This window comes from Streptomyces sp. NPDC051907 (genome assembly GCF_040681075.1).
GTDB lineage: Bacteria > Actinomycetota > Actinomycetes > Streptomycetales > Streptomycetaceae > Streptomyces.
On record NZ_JBFAYB010000014.1, the window covers coordinates 20,695 to 42,936 of the forward strand.

Genomic DNA, 22,242 nt, shown 5'->3' on the forward strand with positions numbered 1-22,242 from the left:
CGCCGCGCCTTGGGCTAGACGGGGACGCGCAGTTCCTCGACGGCCCTGACCAGCGGGGCGAGCTCGGGGTTCTTGGCGGCCTCGTCCAGGGCTTCGCGCAGGGCCGTGTCGTTGGTCGGCCGCGCCTCGGCGAGCAGGGCGAGACCGGACTCCGTGACGTCGGTGTAGATGCCCCGGCGGTCCGTGTCGCAGAGATAGCGGGTCAGCAGACCGCGGTCCTCGAGACGGGTGACGAGGCGGGTCGTGGCGCTCTGGCTCAGGACCACGGCGTCGGCGACCTGCTTCATCTGCAGATGTCCGCCGACCCCGCTGTGCTGGCGGCTGAGGACGTCGAGCAGGGAGTACTCGCGCATGCTCAGGCCGTGCTGTGACTCCAGGGCCCGCTCGATATGAGCCTCGATCCTCCCGTGCAGCAGGGAGAGCGCGCACCAGCCCTGCGAGAGGGCGGTGAGGGCGGGGTCCGTGGCGGTCATAGGTCTTCCTCCTCCGTGCCGGAGCGGCTTGCCACCAGGATAGACGACCGGCGCAATAGCCCGCTCTTGCAATTAACCAGCGCCTGCAATTATTGTGAACGCTCGTAAGGCGCAGACGCAACCGTTCGGGAAGGTGTACCCCATGCCACTCGCGCTCCTCGCCCTCGCCATCGGCGCATTCGGGATCGGAACCACAGAGTTTGTGATCATGGGGCTGCTCCCCGAGGTCGCCGCCGACTTCGGGGTCTCCATTCCGACGGCCGGGTTCCTGGTCACGGGCTACGCCCTCGGCGTCGTCCTCGGCGCTCCGCTGATGACGATGCTGGGCACGAAGGTGTCCCGCAAGCGCATGCTGATGCTGCTGATGGGCCTGTTCATCGTGGGCAACGTGGTGTCGGCCCTCGCGCCTGTCTTCGGCGTGATGCTGGCCGGCCGCGTGGTCGCCTCGCTCGCGCACGGCGCGTTCTTCGGCATCGGCTCGGTCGTGGCCGCCGACCTCGTCGCCCCGCACAAGAAGGCCGGGGCGATCGCCATGATGTTCACCGGTCTGACCGTCGCCAACGTCGTCGGCGTCCCCCTGGGCACGTACATCGGCCAGAGCACCGGCTGGCGCGCCACCTTCCTCATCGTCGCCGGCCTCGGCGTCCTCGGCCTGGCAGGCGTCGCCAAGCTGATCCCCGAGCAGCCGCGGCCCGAAGGCGTACGGATCCGCCATGAGCTGGCCGCGTTCCGCAATGTGCAGGTCCTGCTCGCCATGGCGATGACCGTGCTCGGCTTCGGCGGAGTCTTCGCCGCGATCACCTACATCACACCGATGATGACCGAGGTCGCCGGCTTCGCCGACTCCTCCGTCACCTGGCTGCTGGTCCTGTTCGGCCTGGGCATGGTCGTCGGGAACCTGGTCGGCGGCAAGTACGCCGACCGCGCGCTGATGCCGCTGCTGTACGTCTCCCTGGGCTCCCTCGCCCTGGTCCTCGCTCTGTTCACGCTCACCGCGCACAACCAGGTCGCCGCGACGGTCACGATCTTCCTGATCGGCCTGCTGGGCTTCGCGACGGTGCCCCCGCTGCAGAAGCGCGTACTGGACCAGGCGTCAGGCGCTCCGACCCTGGCCTCCGCCGTGAACATCGGCGCCTTCAACCTGGGCAACGCGCTCTCCGCCTGGCTCGGCGGCATCGTCATCGCCGCCGGTCTCGGCTACGCCGCCCCCAACTGGGTGGGAGCGGTTCTCGCCGCCGCGGCCCTCGTCCTCGCCGCCGTCTCCCACCAGCTGGAGCGCCGCACGGTCACCCGCAGCCGGGTAGCCGCCGCCTCCGCCTCGTACCCGGCCGCGGCAGCGCCCCGCGCCGCGGTCGACCACGCGGCGGCCCGGAGCTGAAGCGGTCAGCCCGCCGCGACCGTCAGGGGAGCGAAGCGGCGGGTCCAGTCGCCCGGCAGACCCGGGATCCCATAGGTCATCACCGCGTTGAAGGCGATCGGCTCCAGGCCGTTCGCCTTCACCCATGCCAGCAGCTCCTCGTGTCGCACGTCGATGTCCGTGCGCAGCCGCCGGTCGGTGCCCTCGGCCAGGGAGGCGATCAGAGCCTTGGCGGTCTCCGTGTCCCGCGCGATCAGCGGGCCGACGACATGGGTGTCCATGTTGGGCCAGGCCGCCGCGTACCCGGTCAGCACGCCGTTCGCCTCGGCCACCCGGAACTGGTCGGCGAAGGCGGGCAGACGCGTGATCATATGGGTGCGGTCCACGCCGAAGACCTCGGTGTCCAGGCGCAGGACGGCCGGGAGGTCCTCGGCCGTCGCCGGGCGGGTCGTCGCCGTGGGGGCGGGGCCCGAGAGCCGGAAACGGCCGCTGACCATCTCGGCGCGGCCGACGTCGACGAAACCCAGCTCCTCGTAGAGCGGCTTCCCGTGCGGAGTGGCGTGCAGTGTCAGCGGTGTGTCCCCCGCCTCCTTCAGTACATGCTTCATCAGCCGACGTCCGAGGCCCTGGCGGGCGTGCCGCTCGGCGACGAGCACCATGCCGATCGCGGTGAGCCCGGGCCCGTACGACGTGAGCACGCAGGCGGTCGCCAGGCCCTTTCCGTCCGGGTCGTCGACTCCGTACCCCGTGCCCGCCGTGAGCAGCAGGCCCCACTTGTGCTCCTCCCGCGGCCAGCCGCGGTTCTCGGAGAGATCGGCGCACGAGGTGAGGTCGTCCAAGGTCAGACGCCTGATGGGCAGAGAGGAGAGGAGTGTCGACATAGGGGTCAGGCTGTCTGACGCAGTGATCGCTCGTCCAGCCCTTTCCTGGAAGTGGCCGAGACCCGCAATCGCCGGCCCCGCTTGGTGAGGCCCCAGGGCTTGAGCACCGAGATGACGGTCATGAAGACGTACGTCGACAGCGAGACGGCCGGTCCCATCACCAGGTCCAGCGGGTCGGCCAGCGAGGCGCCCGAGCCGACGGTCTCGGCGGCGTCGCTCACTGAAGGGCGCAGCGCGAAGAGCGAGGCTGTGAAGGTGATGAGCGTCAGCCAGAACTTCGTGTAGACCCAGCGGTGCCTGGCCAGCCCCCAGGGCGTGCCGAGCGACAGCACCAGTCCGCTGAGCAGGGTCAGCAGCGCGAGGGGGATCACCAGCCAGTCTGTGAAGACCTTCATGGACCGGCACGCGGCCTCGATCATCGCCGCGGACTCTGTGGTCGCGGCGGTGAGGCCCAGCGCGAGCAGGCCGAGCGTGAGCCCGAGCCAGCCGGCGGAAGCGGCGACATGGACGACGAGGACGGCCCGGCGGACAGGGCGCTTGAGTGGTTTCACGTGAAACACCGTGCCGTTCGGCGTCCGCACCCCGCGTCTTACCGCGGGAGTAATCGTGGGTACTAGCCTCGGCGTACATGGCCCCCATCGAGAGAAGACCACGGCTCCACCTCTTCGATCTCGACGGCACTCTGATCCGCGGATCGGCTGCGCCGGTGGAGATATCGCGGCAGCTAGGGCTGCTGGAGGAGATCGGCGAGCTGGAGAGGGACTTCGTCGCGCGCAGAATCGGCCCGCCGGAGTACGCGGTGCGGGTTCATGCCCTCTGGGCTGATCTCACCGACGCTCATGTGAAGGCCGCCTTCGAGGCGGCGCCCTGGCTCGCCGGCATTCAAGAGGTATGGCGCGAGATCCGCGAGGGCGGGGAGTACTGCGCCGTCATCTCCCTCTCGCCGTCGTTCTTCGTGGAGAGACTGCTGGGATGGGGCGCTCACGCGGCGCACGGCTCGCGTTTTCCTGATGTTCCCTTCACCCAGCCTGTGGATCCGGCGGGCATTCTCAGCGCTGCGGCGAAGGTGAAGATCGCGAACCGGCTGTGTGCAGAGTTCGGGGTGGGTCTGGACACATGTGTTGCATACGGTGATTCCATGTCCGACGCGGAGATCTTCGCCGCAGTGCCCACCACGGTGGCGGTGAATGCCGATCATCATCTGTCGGGCCTGGCCACCCATGCCTATACGGGGGGCGATTTGCGGGAGGCCTATGAACTGGTGCGATTTCGCAGATAGTTCAACTACCCGGAACGGTCCGGGAGGCCCTGGAAATGGACATGGGGGCAATGGAGCTTAACGGGAAAACGGGCTGGGATGCCCGGACTTTCTGCTCTCTGTCCCTTGTGGTGTCGGCGCCTGGCATGCTGCGACGACGGGCGCTGCGGCCAATGTCACAGTCCGTTCCTGCTCGTCCCGGTTCGGCGCGCGGCCGAGGGTTAGTGTGGGCCGGCAGCAGTCTTGAGTCAGAACGGGGAATTGAGGCACGTTCCGAGGTAAGCAGCGGAAGTGCGCAGACCGACTGAGAGATGTTCGAGGCGAGGCACACAATGGACGCTCCGACCACCACGTCGGCCGACAACGGCACTTCAGGCGACAACGGCGGGGGCGGCTGGTTCACCCCTCGTAAGCGACCGGCCGCAGGCCAGGCCGCCCCTCCCCCCGGCGCCGCGGACGACGCGGCGGGCCGGCCCGAGGCCAGGGGCCCGGGCGGGGACGCGGGCGGCGAGGGGGAGCGCACGGCCGCCCCGAGGCGCCCCGCCTCCATACGGCCGGTGGGCTCCGGCGCATCGCGCAACCCCACACCGCCCGCAGCCATGCGGCACCCGTCCGCTCCCGAGAGCGTGGAGCCGCCACTGGCGGGGGTCCCCATGGACGACCTCCCCATCGAGCACGCGCCCGACGAGCAGCGAGCCCCCGGCGGGGCAGCGCACGAGGCGCCGGGCAGCCACGGCGGCCCCGGCTCGCGCACCTGGCAGCCCGCTGAGCCCCGAGCCGCTCAGGAGGCCGCCGGCGGCCAGAGAGCCCCGAGTCTGCGGGTGGTGCCCGGCGCCGAGGAGAGCGCCGGGACGCACACGGCCCCCGGACTCCGTCTGGTGCTCGACAGCCACGAAGAACGGCCCCCGGACGAGGCCCCCGGTCCGCACCGGCCTCAGACGGTGCCAGGGCCTTGGACGGTCCAGGGATCTCAGATAGCTCACGGGCCGGAGACGGATCACGATGGCTGGGCCGGTCACGGCGCCCCGGCGGCGCCCGAGCCCGGAGCAGCACCTGGGTCCAGAGCGGAACCCCTGCCCAGAGCGGAACCCCTGCCCAGAGCGGAACCCATGCCCGTAGCGGAACCCATGCCCGGCGCTGGGCACAGGCCCGGAGCCGTGCACAGGCCGGGAGCCGCGTACGAGGCCCACGCCGGGCACGGGCCCCAAGCGGCCCAGCGGGCCCCCTCCGTGCATGAAGCCCACACGGCGCATGAGGCCAACCCCGCGCATGAGGCCAACCCCACGCATGAGGCCCGTACCGCGCCCGAGCCGTACGCCCCCCACGAAGTCCCCCGCCAGGCCCCCGGCCCGCAGCAGGAGGCCGCTGGCTGGCAGCAGGAAGCCCTTGGCCCGCAGCAGGAGGCCGCCGGCTGGCAGCAGGAAGCCCCGCGGCCGCAGCCCGCCGCGCCCGTGGAGGAAGGCTCCCCCGACGCCATCCTCATCCGTCGCACCATGGCGGAGGTCGCGCCCGTCGCGGACAAGGTCACCTCGTACTTCTACGCCCTGCTCTTCGTGCGCCACCCCGAGCTGCGGGCTCTCTTCCCGGCCGCCATGGACTCCCAGCGCGACCGGCTCCTCAAGGCCCTGCTGACCGCCGCCGAGCACATGGACAACACGGCCGTGCTCACGGAGTACCTCCAGCACCTGGGCCGCGGCCACCGCAAGTACGGCACCCAGCCCGCGCACTACCCCGCCGTCGGCGAGGCCCTCATCGGCGCGCTGACGCGGTACGCGACGAGCACCTGGGACGAGGAGACCGAGGCCGCGTGGATCCGCACGTACACCACGATCTCGCAGATCATGATCGACGCGGCCTCCGAGAACGAGCGGCACGAGCCCGCGTGGTGGCACGGCGAGGTGGTCTCGCACGACCTCAGGACCCCGGACATCGCGATCATCACCGTGCGTCCCGACCAGCCGTACTCGTTTCTGGCCGGCCAGTACACAAGCCTGGAGACGCCCTGGTGGCCGCGGATCTGGCGGCACTACTCCTTCGCCGGGGCGCCGCGCTCGGACGGGCTGCTCTCCTTCCACGTCAAGGCGGTCCCGGCCGGCTGGGTCTCCAACTCGCTGGTCCACCACGCCCGCCCCGGCGACGTGCTCCGCCTCGGCCCGCCCGCCGGCTCGATGACGGTCGACCACAGCACCGACAACGGTCTGCTCTGTCTGGGCGGCGGCACCGGAATCGCCCCCATCAAGGCGCTCGTCGAGGACGTCGCCGAGCACGGCGACCGGCGGACGGTGGAGGTCTTCTACGGGGCGCGCACCGACTACGACCTGTACGACATCGACACGATGCTGCGGCTCCAGCAGACGCACCCCTGGCTCCAGGTGCGCCCGGTGGTCGACGACCGGGCGCAGTTCCCCCACGCCGTGCGGGACTACGGACCCTGGTACGAGTACGACGCCTACCTCTCCGGCCCGCCGGGGATGATCCGCAGCGGCGTGGACGCGCTGCGCGGCATCGGCATCCCCTTCGACCGGATCCGCCACGACTCCCTCGAGGAGCTGGTGGCGGCGGGGGACTAGCCGCAGAACCGTTCCGGTGGCCGGCGTCGGAGCCCGGCCGGAAGCCGTGGGGAGGCCAGCCGCGGCGGAGCGGAGGGATCAGCCCAGGTCGGGGGCGTGCATCGCCCGCACACCTTCGATGTTGCCGTCCAGGTAGTGCCGCAGCGACAGCGGCACGAGATGGACGGCGGCGATCCCGACGCGGCTGAAGGGCACGCGCACGATCTCGTACTCCCCGCAGGGCTCGTCGATCTCGGGGCCGTGGCGCCGGGAGAGGTCCATGGACTCCAGGCGGCAGACGAAGAAGTGCTGCACCTTCACGCCGGTCACACCGCCGCCCGCGATGTGCTCGACGGTGTCGACGAAGCAGGGCACCACGTCGGTGATCTTGGCGCCGAGCTCTTCGTCCACCTCGCGGTGGAGGGCGTCGACGACGGTGGCGTCCTCCGGCTCGACCCCGCCGCCGGGGGTGACCCAGTAGGGATCCACTCCGGGCTTGGTGCGCTTGATCAGGACGAGGTCGTCGCCGTCGAGCAGGATTGCGCGTGCGGTGCGCTTGACCACCGGTCGTTCGGTCATGGCAAGAGAGTGGCCCGTGCCGGGGGTTCTGAAACTCCGGCACGAGGTCCCGTATGAACTTCGGCAGCCGCCGGCGCGCGCCGTCACCAGTCGGCCGCTGTGCGCAGCAGCCACTCGTGCGCCCGGGCGATGTGCGGCAGGGCGAGCGTGCCGGTGCGCACGACGAGGAAGTAGGTGCGCAGGGGCGGCACGGCGGGTTCGAGCAGTGCCACCAGCCGGCCGCTCTCCAGGGCCTCCTGGCACAGATAGCGCGGCAGGACGGCGAGCCCGGCGCCGGCGGCCGCGGTCTCCAGGACGGCCCTCAGATCGGGGGCGATGACGGCTCCGGCGGCGGCCGGGCGGCTGTCGAAGACGGCGGCCCAGTAGCGCGAGACCAAGGGCAGCGACTCATGGACCTCGACGACGGGAAGCTGCTCGAGGACCACCTGGCCCTCGCGTAATTCGGCGGGTCCCAGCCGGGCCGCCCAGCGCGGGGAGGCGACCAGGACGTGCTCTTCGTCGCAGAGAGGCGTCGCGGTGAGCAGGCCGCCGCGCGGGCGGGCGGTGGCGATGGCCAGATCATGGTGTCCGGCGGCCAGCCCCTCCAGGGTCTCCTCGGCGTTCCCGAAGGAGACCCGCAGCGCCAGACCCTGGGAGATCAGCGGTGTGAGGGCGGGCAGCGCGCGCAGCGAGGTGAACTCGGGAGGCCCGGCGAGATGCAGGGTCCGCACGCCCGACTCCTCGTCGAGCCCGGCCTCGGTGATCTCCACCAGGGCGTCCAGATGAGGGGCTGCTCGGTGGGCGAGCTCGTCGCCGATGGTCGTGGGCGTCACGCCGCGGGCCTGACGCAGGAACAGCGGGCGGCCCAACTGCCGCTCCAGCGTCCGTATCTGCCCGGTCACCGCGGGCTGGGAGAGTCCGAGGAGAGCGGCGGCGCGGGTGAAGGAGCCGGCTCGGTGCACCGTGACGAATGTGCGCAGCAGGGCAAGATCCATGCCATGCCCCTCCCGGCCCGACGATAGTCCCGAACCAGCCCAACTATAAATAAGTCGATAGGTCGCTGTCGCTACTGTGATTGGACACTGACACAGAGTCAACTAGCCTAGGTCGCACGGCCCTTCACGCAGGTCTGCGTGTGCGGGGCTGTCGGCGGTCCGAGCCATGAGGGGGGAGGCTCGGACCGCCTGTTGTGCGCCCCGGCGCTCAGCTCGCTGTCGTATTCGGCCGTACGCCCCCAGCTCGTTTCGGGCGCGGGCGTACGCCCCGAGCCCTACCCCGCCGCCTTCTCCAGCGCCCGCAGCACGTCGGCCACCAAGTCCTCGGCGTCCTCCGCGCCCGCGGACAGCCGGACGAAGCCCTCCGGCACCGCGTCCCCGCCCCAGCGCCCGCGCCGCTCGGCCGTGGAGCGCACCCCGCCGAAGCTCGTCGCGTCGTCGACCAGGCGCAGACCGCCCAGGAACCGCTCCGCATGCTCGCGGTCGGGCAGGACGAACGAGACGACGCAGCCGAAGCGCCGCATCTGCTGGGAGGCGACCTTGTGCGCAGGGTCCGAGGGCAGCCCCGGATAGCGCAGCCCGGACACCTCGCCGCGCTCGCTCAGCGTCTGGGCGAGCGCCATGGCGTTCGCGCACTGCCGGTCCGTCCGCAGCTGCAGCGTCGCCAGGGAGCGGTGGGCGAGCCAGGCCTCCATAGGGCCCGGAATCGCGCCGACGACCTTGCGCCAGCTGCGCACGCCGGCCGCCAACCGCGGATCGCGGCAGGTCACATGGCCGAGCAGGATGTCGCCGTGGCCGGTCATGCCCTTGGTGTCGCTGGCCACCGAGAAGTCGGCGCCCAGCTCCAGGGGCCGCTGCCCGAGCGGGGTGGCGAGGGTGTTGTCGACCGCGACGAGCGCGCCGGCGGCGTGCGCCGCGTCGGAGAGCCGCCGGATGTCGCACACGTCGAGACTCGGGTTGGAGGGAGTCTCGATCCATAGCAGCCGCGCCCCGTCCAGAGCGGCCATCTGCTGGTCGCCGCCGGTCGGCGCGGTCCGCACCTCGATGCCGTACGACTCCAGCCGCTCGCGCACCAGCGGGAGCACCTGGTAGCCGTCGGCCGGCAGCACCACCGCGTCGCCCGCCTTCAGCTGGGAGAAGACCACAGCCGAGATCGCCGCCATTCCGGAGGCGAAGCTGACGGTCTCCACCTGCTCCCCCGGCGCCTCCAGCTCGCCGATGGCCCGCTCCAGATGAGTCCAGGTCGGGTTCTGGTCGCGTCCATAGGTATACGGACCGGTCGCCTCGCCCGGCAGATGGAAGTGGGCGGCGAAGACGGGCCCGGGCAGGGTCGGCTCGTACTTCACCGGCTCGGGCAGCCCGGCCCGCACGGCCCTGGTGCCTTCGCCCGCGTCCGCGGGGACGCCGCCGTCTGCTGTGCTCATGCCGCTCCTGTGCTCATGCCGCGCGCTCCTCGACAGCTGCCCGTACGGCGTCGAGCAGACCCTCGCTCGCCGCCTCCACCATCTCCAGGCACTCCTCGAACCCGTCCAGACCGCCGTAGTACGGATCCGGAACGTCCAAGTCCGATCCTGCCCCAGGATCGTAGGCACGCAGCAGCCGGACCTTCGCCGCGTCGGCCGGCGTCGGCGCGAGCCGTCGGAGATCGCGCAGATGCCCCTCGTCCAGCGCGATCACCAGATCCAGGCGCCCGAACCAGTCGGCGCGGAACTGGCGTGCGCTGTGCGTCGATCCATAGCCGTTCGCCTCCAGGACGGAGACGGTGCGCGGATCGGCGCCGTCGCCCTCGTGCCAGCCTCCGGTGCCCGCGCTGTCCACCTCGACGACCCCGTCAAGACCGGCCTGTGCCACCCGCTCGCGGAAGACGGACTCGGCCATGGGCGAGCGGCATATGTTGCCGGTGCAGACGAAGCAGACGCGGTAGGGGGCCGGCTCTCGCGCGGCGGGGTACGCGGAACTCACTGGGCGCTCAGTCCTTGTCGGGCAGGGCGACGTTCAGCGCCCACGAGACGACAGAGATGATCAGGCCGCCGAGCACGGCGGTCCCGAAGCCCTCGACATGGAAGTTCAACCCGAGCTCGTCGGCGAGCCAGGAGGTCAGCAGCAGCATCAGGGCGTTGATCACCAGCGTGATCAGCCCCAGGGTGAGGATGAACAGGGGCAGCGTCAGCAGCTTCACGATCGGCTTGACGAGGAAGTTCACCAGGCCGAACAGCAGGGCCACCAGAACCAGCGAGAGCGCCTTCTCGCCGGTGCTGCCGCCGCTGAGGGTTATGTCGTGGAGCAGCCAGATGGCCACCCCCAGGGCCGCCGCGTTGGCGATCGTCTTGACTAGGAAATTCATCATGTGTCTGATCGTGGCAGACGTGATCGGACTGAGGCAGGGGCGGACTGACATGAAGACATTCCGACTGGACGAGCTGGAGGCGGAGCGCGCCGCCAACGACGGGGCGTACCTTCAGTTCCTGCATGAGCGGAACATGTCGGTCGGGCTGTACGCGCTGGACGCGGGCGAGCTGGACCCGCAGCTTCCGCACCGCCAGGACGAGGTCTACTTCGTCGTCAGCGGCCGCGCCGCGATCACGGTGGGGATGGAGACGACGCAGGTCGGACGCGGCAGCGTGGTGTACGTGCCGGCCGGAGTGGCGCACAAGTTCCACCACATCACCGAGGATCTGCGGGTCATGGTCGTCTTCTCTCCGCCGGAGAGCTGACCTCGACCCCGACCGATCCCTAGGGGTTCGCTCAGGGGAGTTCAAGGGCTCCCGGGCCCCGATCGGGGCCCGCCGCCGCCTAGCATCGAAGCCAGGAACTCACAGAAGCGAGGTAAAGGACGATGGCTGTGCGGGAGATCTTCACGGGAATGCCGTGGTGGGTGAAGTGGGTCGCGGTGCCTGTCATCGCCATTGTCTTGTTCGGCGGGCTGATCGCCAGCGTCGTCGGCTTTGTGATCGGACTGCTTTTCAAGGTCCTGGTGTTCGTCGCTCTCGTCGGCGGACTCGTCTTCGTCGTACGGAAGTTCATGAGTTCTTCCAGTTCGCGCAGCGACTGGTAGCCCTGTCCCGGATAGGGCGCTCGCACGGCCGTTAGCCCGGCTGGGGGAACGCCCCTTACAAAGCCGGTCCTCGGGTGGGTGCTGCCATTAGAGTGGCAATCCGCTGCCGCCCCTTGTTGAATCCGCGCGGTGGACGGGCGGGGGAGGCCCCCGCAGGCGGGCTTAAAGCCCGTCACCACGCCTGGGGGTGACCTTATGGCCACGGCTACCGCTACGAATGGCACCGTCCCTACTCTGATCGGCTCGGTGCAGCGAGCGCTGAGGCTCCTGGAGGCCGCGGCCTCTCATCCGGACGGAGCCCCCGCGAAACAGCTCGCCCGCGAGGCGGGGCTGCCGCTTCCGACCGCGTACCACCTGTTGCGCACCCTGACGCACGAGGACTACCTCCGGCGTGAGAAGGGGCTGTTCGTCCTCGGCGAGGCCGTGGAGCGGCTCGCGCTGGGCGGTGTGCTGCAGAATCGTCGCACCAAGCTGACCGACTCCCTCGCGCACTGGCGCGACGCGATCGGCGTCCCCGTCTACTTCGCGGTCTACAGCGAGGGTGAGATCGAGCTCGTCGCCGTCTCCGACACGCCCTACGCGCCGGCTGTCGACGAGTGGGCCGACTTCCGCGAGACCGGGCACGCGCACGCGATCGGCCAGTGTCTGCTGAGTCAGCTGGACGAGCCGTCCCGCCGCGATCATCTGGACCGCCATCCCGTGCAGGCGGTCACCCCTTATTCCGTACGCGACCGGCGCACGCTCCTGGAGCGGCTGGAGTCGATTGGGCGTATGCAGCCCGTTGTGGAGCGACAGGAATATGCACTCGGCACGGTCTGCGCTGCTATTCCGATCACCGCAGGATCCGCGGCGGCGACAATGGCTATTTCCCTACCTCTTCACCAGGAAGAGCGTCTGCTTCCAGCGATCGAACAACTTCGCAGCGGTATCGGAGGCTTGCTCGGCTCGCTGGCCCTCTCTATCAGTATCTGAAAAATCACTCCTTGTGATCCGGTAGCCCTTCCAGCACGATTACGTCAAGAGGGCCTGGGGGATCATTCCTGGCCGTTTTCGCCACGATTTCATTCACTGCTTCATCTGCTGCGGAGTACATGATGCGCGAGTCGGTCCACGCCGAGGTCCTGATGAGTTTCCTCGTCTCCGAGGAGCTCTCCTTCCGGATCCCGGTGGATCTCGGGTACGACACGGGAGACCCGTACGCGGTGCGGATGACCTTCCACCTGCCCGGAGACGCCCCTGTGACCTGGGCGTTCGGCCGAGAGCTGCTGCTCGACGGCATCAACGCGCCGAGCGGGGACGGCGATGTGCGCATCGCGCCGATCGCGCCCGAAGGGCTGTCCGACGTCACCATCCGGCTTCAGGTCGGCGGCGACCGTGCGCTGTTCAGAGCGAGCGCGGCGCCCCTGGTGGCCTTCCTCGACCGCACCGACAAGCTGGTGCCGCTGGGGCAGGAGCGCACGCTCGGAGAGTTCGAGGGGAATCTGGAGGAGGCGCTCGGTCGCATCCTCGCGGAGGAGAACGCGGGCTGACAGCTTCTGTCCGCGTCCTGTTCCGATCCGCTTCTGATTCGCTGCCGATCCGCGCCGTGCGACGACCGGACCCGCCCGCCGCCCAGCCGCCTCGCCCGTCTGCTGTGCTGCCGCCTTGCCGTCCTGGCCTCTTGGCTTCTGACGCCCGTCGCGTTCGACGCGTGCGCCCGGTGCGCCGTCGGCTTCTGGGAGCCTCTGTATCTCCCGCGCACGCTATAGAGCCCTCGTAGCCCTGATAGCCCTCGTCGTCCTCATAGCGGCCTACTTCTTACGACGACGCCCCTTGCCGGTCCGTACAGGCGCCGAGCCCCCCGCTCCCGCTCCCGCTGCCGCCGGCCGGTCCGCCGAGACGACCAGCGCCGCGAGCACCGTGGTCACCGGCACCGACGCGACCAGGCCGATCGACCCGATCAGGGTCCGTACGATCTCCTCCGCCACGAGCTCGCTGGTGGCCACCGTCCCCACGCTGCTCTGCGCGATGGAGAACAGCAGCAGAAGCGGCAACGCCGCGCCCGCGTACGCGAGTACGAGCGTGTTGACGACGGAGGCGATGTGGTCGCGGCCGATCCGGATCCCCGCCCGGTACAGGCCGCGGGGACCCATCTCCGGGTTGGCCTGGTGCAGCTCCCACACCGCGGACGTCTGCGTCACCGTCACGTCGTCGAGCACGCCGAGCGAGCCGATGATGACCCCGGCCAGCAGCAGGCCGCTCATGTCGATGTTCGGGAAGAGCCCGTGGATCAGCCCGGTGTTGTCGTCCGTGTTGCCGCTCAGGCTGGCCCAGCCGATGAAGAGCGAGCCGAGCAGGCCGATCAGCAGCAGCGAGATCAGCGTGCCGAGGACCGCCACGGAGGTGCGGGCGGACAGGCCGTGGCACAGATAGAGCGCGATCAGCATGATGGCGCTCGCCCCGACCACCGCGACGATCAGCGGATTCGAGCCCTGCAGGATCGCGGGCAGGATGAACAGGGTCAGCACGGCGAACGAGAGAGCCAGCGCGATCAGCGCCATCACCCCTCGCATCCGCCCCACCAGCACCACCGCGAGCGCGAAGATCCCTGCCAGCAGCGCCATGGGGAACTCGCGGTCCACATCGGTCACCGAGTACTGGAGATCGCGGGGCGCGTCGGGCGCGTAGGCCACCACCACGCCCTGGCCCTCCTTCAACTGCCGTGGCGCGTCCGGCTGGACGACCTCGATGAAGGTCCGCCCCTTGTCCTTGCCGGTGGTGACCTCGATCGTCGCCTTTCCGCAGTCGGCCTGCCGGGCGTTGACCGCCTCGCGCCCCTGCGGCGTGGAGCCGCCGCCGGTCGGCGGCGGCTGGGCGGCGTTCACGTCCTTGCAGTCGATCTTCTCGACCTGCACGACTCTGCCCTGCTCGGTCTGCCGGTCGAAGCCGACGCCGGTCCGCTCGTGCGCGGGCGCGCCGCCCGGCCAGAGCACGACGAGGCCGACGACGACCGCCGTGGCGAAAGGAATCAGCACCGCCGCGATGACCTTGCGGAGGTGCTGGGAGACCGGTGCGGCAGGGCCATGGCTATGCGAGTGGCCATGGCCATCGGTGTGCCCGTGGCCAGGCTGCTGGGGCGGCTGGGGCGGGGGCGGCGGGGAAGCGGTCACCGACAGATCATCGCAAGAACGGAAGGGGCCCTACTGTTCAGCACGCCAAAGATGACGCTAGCGTGGGGGCACCTTTGCACACGCGGGAGCTCGGAGCACCGGGCTGAGAGGGCGCTGACCTCCGTACGAGCCGTATGGAAGCCGCTGCGTCGACCGCCGAACCTGTTACCGGGTAATGCCGGCGTAGGGAGTAGGTCTCATGACCGTTCAGGATGCACGCACGCCTGCCTCGAATCAGAGCGACGAGGGCGAGAGGACGCCCGGCTGGCACAAGGGCTACGTCCAAGGCTCGCGCCCCGACCTCCAGGTGCCGGTCCGGCAGGTGCACCTCACCAATGGCAAGGACGTGACGCTGTACGACACGTCCGGCCCGTACACCGACCCGAACGTCGAGACCGACGTCCGGCGCGGTCTGGCCCCGCTGCGCGAGAACTGGATCATCGGTCGCGGCGACACCGAGGAGTACGCGGGCCGTCCGGTCCGCCCCGAGGACGACGGCATCAAGCACACCTCGCCGCGCGGCGGGCTGCGCAATCTCGACGCGGTCTTCCCCGGCCGTCCGCGCCAGCCCCGCCGTGGCCGCGACGGGCAGGCGGTGACCCAGCTCGCGTACGCCCGCCGGGGCGAGATCACCCCGGAGATGGAGTACGTCGCGATCCGCGAGAACGTCTCCCCCGAGGTCGTGCGCGAGGAGATCGCCGCAGGCCGGGCGGTGCTGCCGGCGAATGTGAACCACCCGGAGATCGAGCCGATGATCATCGGCAAGCGGTTCCTGGTGAAGGTCAACGCCAACATCGGCAACTCCGCGGTCACCTCCTCCATCGAGGAGGAGGTCGAGAAGATGACCTGGGCGACGCGCTGGGGCGCGGACACCGTCATGGACCTCTCCACCGGCCGCAACATCCACACCACCCGCGAGTGGGTGCTGCGCAACTCCCCCGTGCCGATCGGCACCGTGCCGCTCTACCAGGCTCTCGAGAAGGTCGACGGCCGGGCCGAGGAGCTGACCTGGGAGATCTACAAGGACACGGTCATCGAGCAGGCCGAGCAGGGCGTCGACTACATGACGGTCCACGCCGGCGTGCTGCTGCGCTACGTCCCGCTGACCGCGCGCCGCAAGACCGGCATCGTCTCGCGCGGCGGCTCGATCATGGCGGCCTGGTGCCTGGCGCACCACAAGGAGTCGTTCCTGTACGAGAACTTCGAGGAGCTCTGCGAGATCCTCGCCTCGTACGACGTGACGTACTCCCTCGGCGACGGTCTGCGGCCCGGCTCGATCGCCGACGCCAACGACGAGGCGCAGTTCGCGGAGTTGCGCACGCTCGGGGAACTCAACACGATCGCCAAGCGTTTCCATGTGCAGACGATGATCGAAGGACCCGGTCACGTCCCGATGCACAAGATCAAGGAGAACATCGACCTCCAGCAGGAGATCTGCGAGGAGGCCCCCTTCTATACGCTCGGCCCGCTCACCACGGACGTGGCCCCGGCGTATGACCACATCACCTCCGGCATCGGGGCGGCGATGATCGCCTGGTGGGGCACGGCCATGCTCTGCTACGTCACGCCCAAGGAGCACCTGGGCCTGCCCAACCGCGACGATGTGAAGACCGGCGTCATCACCTACAAGATCGCCGCGCATGCGGCGGACCTGGCCAAGGGGCACCCCGGGGCGCAGGAGTGGGACGACGCGCTGTCGGACGCGCGCTTTGAGTTCCGGTGGGAGGACCAGTTCAACCTGGCCCTCGACCCGGACACGGCACGGGAGTTCCACGACGAGACGCTCCCGGCGGAGCCCGCGAAGACGGCGCACTTCTGCTCGATGTGCGGCCCGAAGTTCTGCTCGATGAAGATCAGCCGGAGCATCACCGAGCAGTTCGCCCCTGACCTGGCGGTATCGGCTTCGGAGGCGGAGGTCGAGGCGGGGATGCTGGAGAAGTCGCGGGAGTTCGCGGCGAGCGGCAACCGCGTCTACCTGCCCATGGCGGACTGACGCCAGGGGGCGCTGACGAGCGTCGCCGCCGGCGTGCGTCGGCATCGGCATGCGTCGACGTCGGCGGGGCGCGGGACGTCCTTCGCCGTGTGCTGCTGCGTGCCGGGTGCCGTCGGCTGACGAACAGCGGGTGGCGCCGAGGCCTCAGCCCGAACGGGGCCTCGCCGCCCATCCGCCCGCCCGCCCGCGCGGGCAGGCGGCTTGCGGACGCGCCCGCAGCGTCGCCGACGACTTCCGGGTCGATCGGCGCCTCGGCAGCCCGCATGGCCCCTGGGCCGCGCGCCGGTCGATGGCCCGCCGCTCAACGGCCCGTCGGTCAGCAGCGCGTCCGTGAACGGCGCGTCGGTGACCGGCCTGTCGGCGAACGGACCGTCGGTGAAACGGCCTGTTCGGTCGGGTCACTCCGGCTGGTGCTCGGGGCCGCCGAAGTCGGGGCTGGTGAAGTCCGGGCTGGTGAACGTGGGCCGCTGGCCGGCCGTCGAGCCCTCGCTCGGGCTGGAGTAGTCCGGGCCGCTGTAGCCGACCTTCGGGATCCGGCTCACATGGCGCGGCGGAGCCGTGGACGACGGGTCGGCGCTGGGGTCCGCCAGCGCTGCCCGCAGAAACGGCAGCATGCCGCGCTCCAACAGGGCGTGCCGCCAGGCCTCCTTGGCGCGGGCGAGCTCGTCGGGCAGCTCGCCCGAGAGGCTGTCGGCGGCCGGTACCTGGGTCGCGCCGTTGCGCAGGGCGGTGAGCAGCAGCCCTATCGCGGCGACGAGTATGCCCGCCGCCGTGACCGCTCCGAAGAACCAGCCCGCCGTGAGGAGGGTCTCGGCGAAGGAGGGCGTGGGGCTGAGCATTTTCAGTATGTAGCCGACCAGCAGGAAGATCACCGCTGCCGTGCCCGCCAGGACGGGCGCCAGCACGGCGACTATCGCCGCGAATCCCGCGCCGCCGCTGTCGGCGGCCTCGCCTATGGACGGCGCCAGCACCGAATTGCGCACGGACTCGGGCGCCGAGGGCGAGCGCAGGTCCGCACGGACCTTCACATAGTGCTCGTACTCGGTCGCGGCCGCGGTGGTGATCAGCGCCGTCGCGTTCAGGGCCATCGTGCGCAGCTGTGCCGTGTTCAGTCGTTCCCCGACGGCGGCGAGATCCGGACGGTCATGGGCGTTGCGCAGTGCGTCGTCGAGGATTCGCTCGTACTCGGCGCGATCCTCGGTCAGCAGGTGCGGAGCGCTGTTCATGTGCATCCCCCGATGCTCCGTAGGGCCCGGATTGCCCGTATCGACCGGGCGGTTGGGCAGAAACGGAGGAGAGCCTGCTACGGATAAGCCGATGGTAGAGCCGTTAAGGCACGGGGTGACAGAGGGTTTCGGGAAATCGCCTGCCCCGAATCGGCTCAGTTATGCAGCGGGAGCTTCACCACAAGCAGCTTTCCGGCCATGGTCACTCCGCCGTCCATGGCGATGGCGAGCCCGTCCGCGTACACATGCGGCCCCTCGACGACCGGGCGCTCGCCGTCCTCGCCGTCCTCCGTGCCGACCTCGCCGAGCAGATACGGAATGGGGCTGTGACCGTGGACGACGCGACTGCCGCCATAGGTGTCGAGCAGCTCGCGTACGGCCTGGGGGCCTTCGTCGTCGCGGAAGGCGAAGCGCTTGGTGAACTTGCGGAACAGGTCCCAGCACTCGTCGGCGTCGTTGCGGGTGAGGATCTCGTGGACGGTGTCGTTGACGTCCTCGATGGTCGTGCCGTAGTCGAGGTAGGCGGTCGTGTCGGAGTGCATCAGCAGATGCCCGTCCTCCTCGACCACCGCGTCCAGCCGCGCCATCCACTGCAGATGGACCTCCTGCAGCCGGTCCATGTCGACCTTCTGGCCGCCGTTGAGCAGCCAGGCGGCCTGGAAGGTGGCGGTGCCCGCCCCGGAGTTGACCGGGGTGTCGCCGAACCGCTTCGCGCCGAGCAGCAGCAGCTCGTGGTTGCCCATGAGCGCCTTGCAGTAGCCGCCGGCGGCCGCGGCCTCGGCGGACAGCCGCATGACGAGGTCGATGACGCCGATGCCGTCGGGACCGCGGTCGGTGAAGTCGCCGAGGAACCACAGACGGGTGTTGCCCGCGGCCCACTGGCCGTCGGCGTCGATGAGGCCCTGTGCGGCGAGGGCGGCGATCAGCTCGTCGAGATAGCCGTGGACGTCGCCGACGACATAGAGCGGGCCGAGCCCCTCGGGCGTGGCCGTCTCGGCCGGGTTGACCTGCACCTGGACGGTGTCGCCCGGGCCGCCGCGACTGATCACCGGAAGATCGCGCTCGGTGGGCGTGTAGCCGTCCGGCTGCTCGGCCGCGGGCACGGCGTTGCCGGGGTGATCGGAGCGGCCGGGGGCGACAGGTGCCGCCGGAGCCGCTGGCGTCGGGGGCGTCGCAGGGGCCACAGCGGGCCCAGGGGTCGCCGGGGCGCCGTCGCCGAGTTGGCCGGACTGCGTCGGCTGGGCGGGCACGCGCACTGGCTGCGCGGGCGCCTGCCCAGGCTGCGCGGCGGCGGAAGCCGGGCCGGCAGCCGGCGCCGGGGCCGGCTGCTGCGTCCGCGCGTCCGGTTGAACCGGAGGCGGCGTCTGCTCGTACTGCACCTGTGACTGCACGGGAACCTGCGCGTACGGCGGTACGCGGAAATCGCGCAACGTCGCCGTCCGCACCACGGGTCCTTGACCGGCCCCCTGAGTCATCGACCCCTCCACCACCGTCGCGCCGCCGTTCACCTCTCGGCCCAGCCTGGTCGGGGTGGTCCGCGGTGTCGTTCGCCCATCATAGGAATGAGGCCCGCGCTGTGTGACGCACCAGGGGTGGTGAATCCTTCCGCACCCCTGGTTCGCCGGTCGTTTCGTCCCAATTGGGAAGGTCTAGTCCTGAGATGGGGATCGCGGGGCGCTCACAGTCGTTCGCGGATTGCGGCGCTGGGAGGACGTCCGGACGATCAGTTCGGTCGGTATCACCTGCTCGACGGGCCGGTCCTCGTCGATTCCCTCGATCGCGTCGATGAGGAGCTGGACGACCGCCGTGCCGATCCGGCGCGGCTTGAGCGAGAGCGTGGTGATGGGCGGCTCGGTGGTCGCGTACACGGTCGACTCGCTGCAGCAGACCAGCAGAAGGTCGTCGGGTACGCGCAGCCCGTACCGCCGGGCGGCGGCGAGCAGATCGGTGCCGTTGGGGTCGAAGAGTCCATAGACGGCATCGGGTCTGTCCGGGCGGGCGAGCAGCCGGTCCGCGGCGACGGCGCCCGCGCACGGGTCGTGGGCGGGATAGGACTCGTAGACCGGGTCCTGGCCGACGCGCTCGCACCAGCTCAGATACGCGGTGGTGGACAGATGGGTGTACGTGTCGGTGGTCGTGCCGGTGAGCAGGCCGATCCGGCGGGCGCCGGCGGCGGCGAGGTGGTCGAGCAGATCGAGTACGGCGGCTTCGTGGTCGTTGTCGACCCAGGCTGTGACCGGGAGCGTCCCGGCCGGACGCCCGTCGGATACGACGGGCAGGCCCTGGCGGACCAGTTCGGTGACGACGGGGTCGTGGTCGGAGGGGTCGATGACGACGGTGCCGTCGAGGGCGACGTTCGACCAGACGTCATGGCGTGAGGTGGCGGGCAGGATGACGAGTGCGTAGCCGCGGGCGAGCGCGGCCGAGGTCGCCGCTCTCGCCATCTCGGCGAAGTAGGCGAACTCTGTGAAGGTGAAAGGTTCATCCCCGTATGTCGTGACCGTCAGGCCGATGAGGCCCGACTTTCCGGTACGGAGCGTGCGGGCCGCCGCGGAGGGGCGATACCCCAGCCGGTCGGCGACCTCGCGGACATGTCGGCGGGTGGCGTCCGGGAGCCGGCCCTTGCCGTTGAGCGCGTCGGAGACAGTCGTGATCGAGACTCCGGCTGCGGCGGCCACGTCTCGAATGCCCGCCCGACTCTGTCGGCTCCCCCGGCGGGGTGTCTCCGTCCGGCTCACCTGATGCTTCCCTGCTGCTGTCATGGCGAGCCGATAGTAGGGCTCGTGCGGGCGGTTGGGCCGGTCGCATATTCACTCGTTGACAGGCACGTTTCTGCAAGGTCGTTTCGGCCCAATTGCCTTGGAAGGAAAGGGACTTGCACGTCAGGGCCACGACGCCCCGCGAGTCGAGCCGGACACGCCAGCCGAATGGTCGATGTTGCGAAGAGGTCTCAACTCACCACTACGGGTGATGCGCGCCACGGAGTGAGCTACCGGCGCGCACCCTGGAGAGAAGCGCTCCCCCCTTTCGGCGCGCCCGCCCTCCGAGGAGGATTCGCAGGGTATTCGCAGGCGACGCCAATCCTCATAAGGTGAGCAGTATTCGAATCTATTGAAGGCACGACAGAAGCACGAGGAGGACCTGCGGTGAGCGAGACGAGCCCCAAGCTGCGCGCCGAGCTGGACGGCATCCCCACCTACAAGCCCGGCAAGCCCGCGGCGGCCGACGGTCCGGTCGCGTACAAGCTGTCGTCCAACGAGAACCCGTACCCGCCGCTGCCGGGCGTGATGGAGAGCGCCCTCGCCGCGGCGCAGCAGTTCAACCGCTACCCGGACATGGCCTGCACCGGCCTGATGAACGAGCTCGCGGACCGCTTCGGGGTGCCCGTGACGCACCTGGCCACCGGCACCGGCTCGGTGGGCGTGGCCCAGTCACTGATCCAGTCCACCTCGGGCCCGGGCGACGAGGTGATCTACGCCTGGCGGTCCTTCGAGGCGTACCCGATCATCACCCAGATCAGCGGCGCCACGTCGGTCCCGGTGCCGCTGACCCCCGGCGATGTGCACGACCTGGACGCCATGGCCGATGCGATCACCGACCGGACCCGGCTGATCTTCGTCTGCAACCCGAACAACCCGACCGGCACGGTGGTGCGCCGGGCCGAGCTGGAACGGTTCCTCGACCGGGTGCCGAGCGATGTCCTGGTGGTGCTGGACGAGGCGTACCGCGAGTTCATCCGCGACGCCGAGGTGCCCGACGGCATCGAGATCTACCGCGACCGCCCCAATGTGGCCGTGCTGCGCACCTTCTCCAAGGCGTACGGGCTGGCGGGTCTGCGGGTCGGCTTCGCGGTCGCCCATGAGCCGGTGGCCGCCGCGCTGCGCAAGACTGCGGTCCCCTTCGGCGTCACCCAGCTCGCCCAGGACGCGGCGGTCGCCTCGCTGCGCGCCGAGGACGCTCTGCTGGGTCGGGTCGGCTCACTGGTCGCCGAGCGGCTGCGGGTGTACGAGGGGCTGGTCAAGCAGGGCTGGACGGTGCCCGAGACCCAGGCCAACTTCGTCTGGCTGCGGCTCGGCGACCGTACGCTCGACTTCGCGGCCGTCTGCGAGCGGGCCGGCGTGGTCGTGCGGCCGTTCGCGGGCGAGGGCGTGCGGGTCACCATCGGCGAGTCCGAGGCCAACGACATCTTCCTCAAGACCGCGGAGAGCTTCCACAAGGAGCTCTAGGCCTCGACGCTCTAGGCCTCGGGGTTCTCGGCTCTGCGCTCTCGGCTCGGCGGGGCGGACCTCGGCGGGGCCGACCTCGGCCGGGCCGTGGAGTCCGCTACTCCACCGCCTCGACGCCGACCGGATCGCCGTCGCGGACCGTGGCCAGCAGGCGCGGGTCGCCGTCGAGGCTGCCGAGGACGTTGCAGGGACTCGCGAGGCGGCACTCGTCGCCTCGCGAGATCGGCGTGGGGCCGTACGGCAGCGCGAGCGCGTCGCCGTCGGTCCAGAACGCGACCGTGCCCGGCGCCACCACCTGCCGCGCGTCAGGTTCCAGCGCGGGGGAGACGGGAGTCGCGAAGTAGACCTCCTCTCCCCAGGTGCGGGCGGAGGAGGAGATCGGCAGAACCCCCATGAGCGCCTTGCTCGTGGGGGTCTCTTCGAGGGTCGCGGTCAGGCGCCCGGCGGGCCAGGAGATCTGGATCTGCATGCCGATGGATTCAACAATATGTTGAAGTTCCTGGGAAGAGGCACCGAAGGGGG

At 70.2% G+C, this 22,242-nt stretch carries 22 protein-coding genes and 1 riboswitch; of the genes, 9 read left to right on the top strand and 13 right to left on the bottom strand.

Annotated features, from left to right (window positions below):
* Positions 1-14 precede the first annotated feature (14 nt).
* Positions 15-473: a MarR family transcriptional regulator gene (locus tag AB0M39_RS11180; RefSeq protein ID WP_365362625.1), complete on the bottom strand. Its 459-nt coding sequence runs from the start codon at positions 471-473 to the stop codon at positions 15-17.
* 142 nt (positions 474-615) lie between these two features.
* Between AB0M39_RS11180 and AB0M39_RS11185 the strand changes: the two genes are divergently transcribed.
* Entirely contained in the window at positions 616-1,851 is a 1,236-nt protein-coding gene (locus AB0M39_RS11185; RefSeq protein WP_365362627.1) for an MFS transporter, read from the top strand.
* Positions 1,852-1,856: 5 nt separating this feature from the next.
* Here AB0M39_RS11185 and AB0M39_RS11190 read toward each other — a convergent pair whose 3' ends face one another.
* Together AB0M39_RS11190 and AB0M39_RS11195 are read right to left on the bottom strand one after the other, a co-directional pair.
* Complete coding sequence (locus AB0M39_RS11190; protein ID WP_365362629.1) at positions 1,857-2,711, bottom strand: GNAT family N-acetyltransferase; 855 nt, start codon at positions 2,709-2,711, stop codon at positions 1,857-1,859.
* A gap of 5 nt (positions 2,712-2,716) precedes the next feature.
* The gene (locus AB0M39_RS11195) at positions 2,717-3,262 is read right to left on the bottom strand and encodes a DUF2269 family protein (RefSeq protein WP_365362631.1); all 546 of its coding nucleotides are present in this window, start codon (positions 3,260-3,262) and stop codon (positions 2,717-2,719) included.
* A 77-nt stretch (positions 3,263-3,339) separates the two neighbouring features.
* Between AB0M39_RS11195 and AB0M39_RS11200 the strand changes: the two genes are divergently transcribed.
* Both AB0M39_RS11200 and AB0M39_RS11205 read left to right on the top strand, forming a co-directional pair.
* Positions 3,340-3,990 (top strand): HAD-IB family phosphatase, encoded by a 651-nt coding sequence (locus tag AB0M39_RS11200; RefSeq protein WP_365362633.1) that lies wholly within the window; start codon positions 3,340-3,342, stop codon positions 3,988-3,990.
* Positions 3,991-5,126: 1,136 nt separating this feature from the next.
* Positions 5,127-6,539, top strand: a complete 1,413-nt coding sequence (locus AB0M39_RS11205; RefSeq protein ID WP_365362790.1) for a globin domain-containing protein — start codon at positions 5,127-5,129, stop codon at positions 6,537-6,539.
* Positions 6,540-6,617: 78 nt separating this feature from the next.
* Here the strand turns inward: AB0M39_RS11205 and AB0M39_RS11210 are convergent, their stop codons facing one another.
* The 5 genes from AB0M39_RS11210 to AB0M39_RS11230 form a co-directional block, all read right to left on the bottom strand.
* Entirely contained in the window at positions 6,618-7,097 is a 480-nt protein-coding gene (locus tag AB0M39_RS11210; RefSeq protein WP_365362635.1) for an NUDIX hydrolase, read from the bottom strand.
* 83 nt (positions 7,098-7,180) lie between these two features.
* A complete protein-coding gene (locus AB0M39_RS11215) occupies positions 7,181-8,071 on the bottom strand; it encodes a LysR family transcriptional regulator (protein WP_365362637.1) in 891 nt (296 codons plus the stop codon).
* Between the two features lie 275 nt (positions 8,072-8,346).
* A complete protein-coding gene (locus tag AB0M39_RS11220; RefSeq protein WP_365362639.1) occupies positions 8,347-9,495 on the bottom strand; it encodes a cystathionine gamma-lyase in 1,149 nt (382 codons plus the stop codon).
* A gap of 13 nt (positions 9,496-9,508) precedes the next feature.
* Entirely contained in the window at positions 9,509-10,033 is a 525-nt protein-coding gene (locus AB0M39_RS11225; protein WP_365362641.1) for a low molecular weight protein-tyrosine-phosphatase, read from the bottom strand.
* Between the two features lie 7 nt (positions 10,034-10,040).
* Positions 10,041-10,418 carry a phage holin family protein gene (locus AB0M39_RS11230; protein ID WP_365362643.1) on the bottom strand — a complete coding sequence of 126 codons (378 nt, stop codon included), beginning with the start codon at positions 10,416-10,418 and terminating at the stop codon, positions 10,041-10,043.
* 49 nt (positions 10,419-10,467) lie between these two features.
* Between AB0M39_RS11230 and AB0M39_RS11235 the strand changes: the two genes are divergently transcribed.
* From AB0M39_RS11235 to AB0M39_RS11250, 4 genes are all read left to right on the top strand, one after another.
* Positions 10,468-10,785, top strand: a complete 318-nt coding sequence (locus AB0M39_RS11235) for a cupin domain-containing protein (RefSeq protein ID WP_365362645.1) — start codon at positions 10,468-10,470, stop codon at positions 10,783-10,785.
* Positions 10,786-10,913: 128 nt separating this feature from the next.
* Positions 10,914-11,126: a DUF5326 family protein gene (locus AB0M39_RS11240; protein WP_365362647.1), complete on the top strand. Its 213-nt coding sequence runs from the start codon at positions 10,914-10,916 to the stop codon at positions 11,124-11,126.
* Positions 11,127-11,321: 195 nt separating this feature from the next.
* The gene (locus AB0M39_RS11245) at positions 11,322-12,098 is read left to right on the top strand and encodes a helix-turn-helix domain-containing protein (RefSeq protein WP_365362649.1); all 777 of its coding nucleotides are present in this window, start codon (positions 11,322-11,324) and stop codon (positions 12,096-12,098) included.
* Between the two features lie 122 nt (positions 12,099-12,220).
* A complete protein-coding gene (locus AB0M39_RS11250) occupies positions 12,221-12,655 on the top strand; it encodes an SsgA family sporulation/cell division regulator (RefSeq protein WP_365362651.1) in 435 nt (144 codons plus the stop codon).
* Positions 12,656-12,916: 261 nt separating this feature from the next.
* Here the strand turns inward: AB0M39_RS11250 and AB0M39_RS11255 are convergent, their stop codons facing one another.
* A complete protein-coding gene (locus AB0M39_RS11255; RefSeq protein WP_365362653.1) occupies positions 12,917-14,275 on the bottom strand; it encodes a YibE/F family protein in 1,359 nt (452 codons plus the stop codon).
* A gap of 72 nt (positions 14,276-14,347) precedes the next feature.
* Positions 14,348-14,482, top strand: a riboswitch (TPP riboswitch).
* Here AB0M39_RS11255 and thiC point away from each other — a divergent pair.
* Positions 14,475-16,268: a phosphomethylpyrimidine synthase ThiC gene (gene thiC / locus AB0M39_RS11260; RefSeq protein ID WP_365362655.1), complete on the top strand. Its 1,794-nt coding sequence runs from the start codon at positions 14,475-14,477 to the stop codon at positions 16,266-16,268. Its footprint overlaps the riboswitch before it by 8 nt.
* Before the next feature lie 398 nt (positions 16,269-16,666).
* On the opposite strand, the gene AB0M39_RS11265 is transcribed toward thiC, so the two are convergent.
* The 3 genes from AB0M39_RS11265 to AB0M39_RS11275 form a co-directional block, all read right to left on the bottom strand.
* A complete protein-coding gene (locus AB0M39_RS11265) occupies positions 16,667-17,500 on the bottom strand; it encodes a hypothetical protein (RefSeq protein WP_365362657.1) in 834 nt (277 codons plus the stop codon).
* A gap of 149 nt (positions 17,501-17,649) precedes the next feature.
* Positions 17,650-18,969 (bottom strand): metallophosphoesterase, encoded by a 1,320-nt coding sequence (locus tag AB0M39_RS11270; protein ID WP_365362659.1) that lies wholly within the window; start codon positions 18,967-18,969, stop codon positions 17,650-17,652.
* Positions 18,970-19,143: 174 nt separating this feature from the next.
* Positions 19,144-20,256: a LacI family DNA-binding transcriptional regulator gene (locus tag AB0M39_RS11275; RefSeq protein ID WP_365362661.1), complete on the bottom strand. Its 1,113-nt coding sequence runs from the start codon at positions 20,254-20,256 to the stop codon at positions 19,144-19,146.
* Between the two features lie 384 nt (positions 20,257-20,640).
* Between AB0M39_RS11275 and hisC the strand changes: the two genes are divergently transcribed.
* Positions 20,641-21,720 carry a histidinol-phosphate transaminase gene (hisC, locus tag AB0M39_RS11280; protein ID WP_365362663.1) on the top strand — a complete coding sequence of 360 codons (1,080 nt, stop codon included), beginning with the start codon at positions 20,641-20,643 and terminating at the stop codon, positions 21,718-21,720.
* A gap of 97 nt (positions 21,721-21,817) precedes the next feature.
* Here hisC and AB0M39_RS11285 read toward each other — a convergent pair whose 3' ends face one another.
* Complete coding sequence (locus AB0M39_RS11285) at positions 21,818-22,189, bottom strand: cyclophilin-like fold protein (RefSeq protein WP_365362665.1); 372 nt, start codon at positions 22,187-22,189, stop codon at positions 21,818-21,820.
* Between the last annotated feature and the right edge of the window lie 53 nt (positions 22,190-22,242).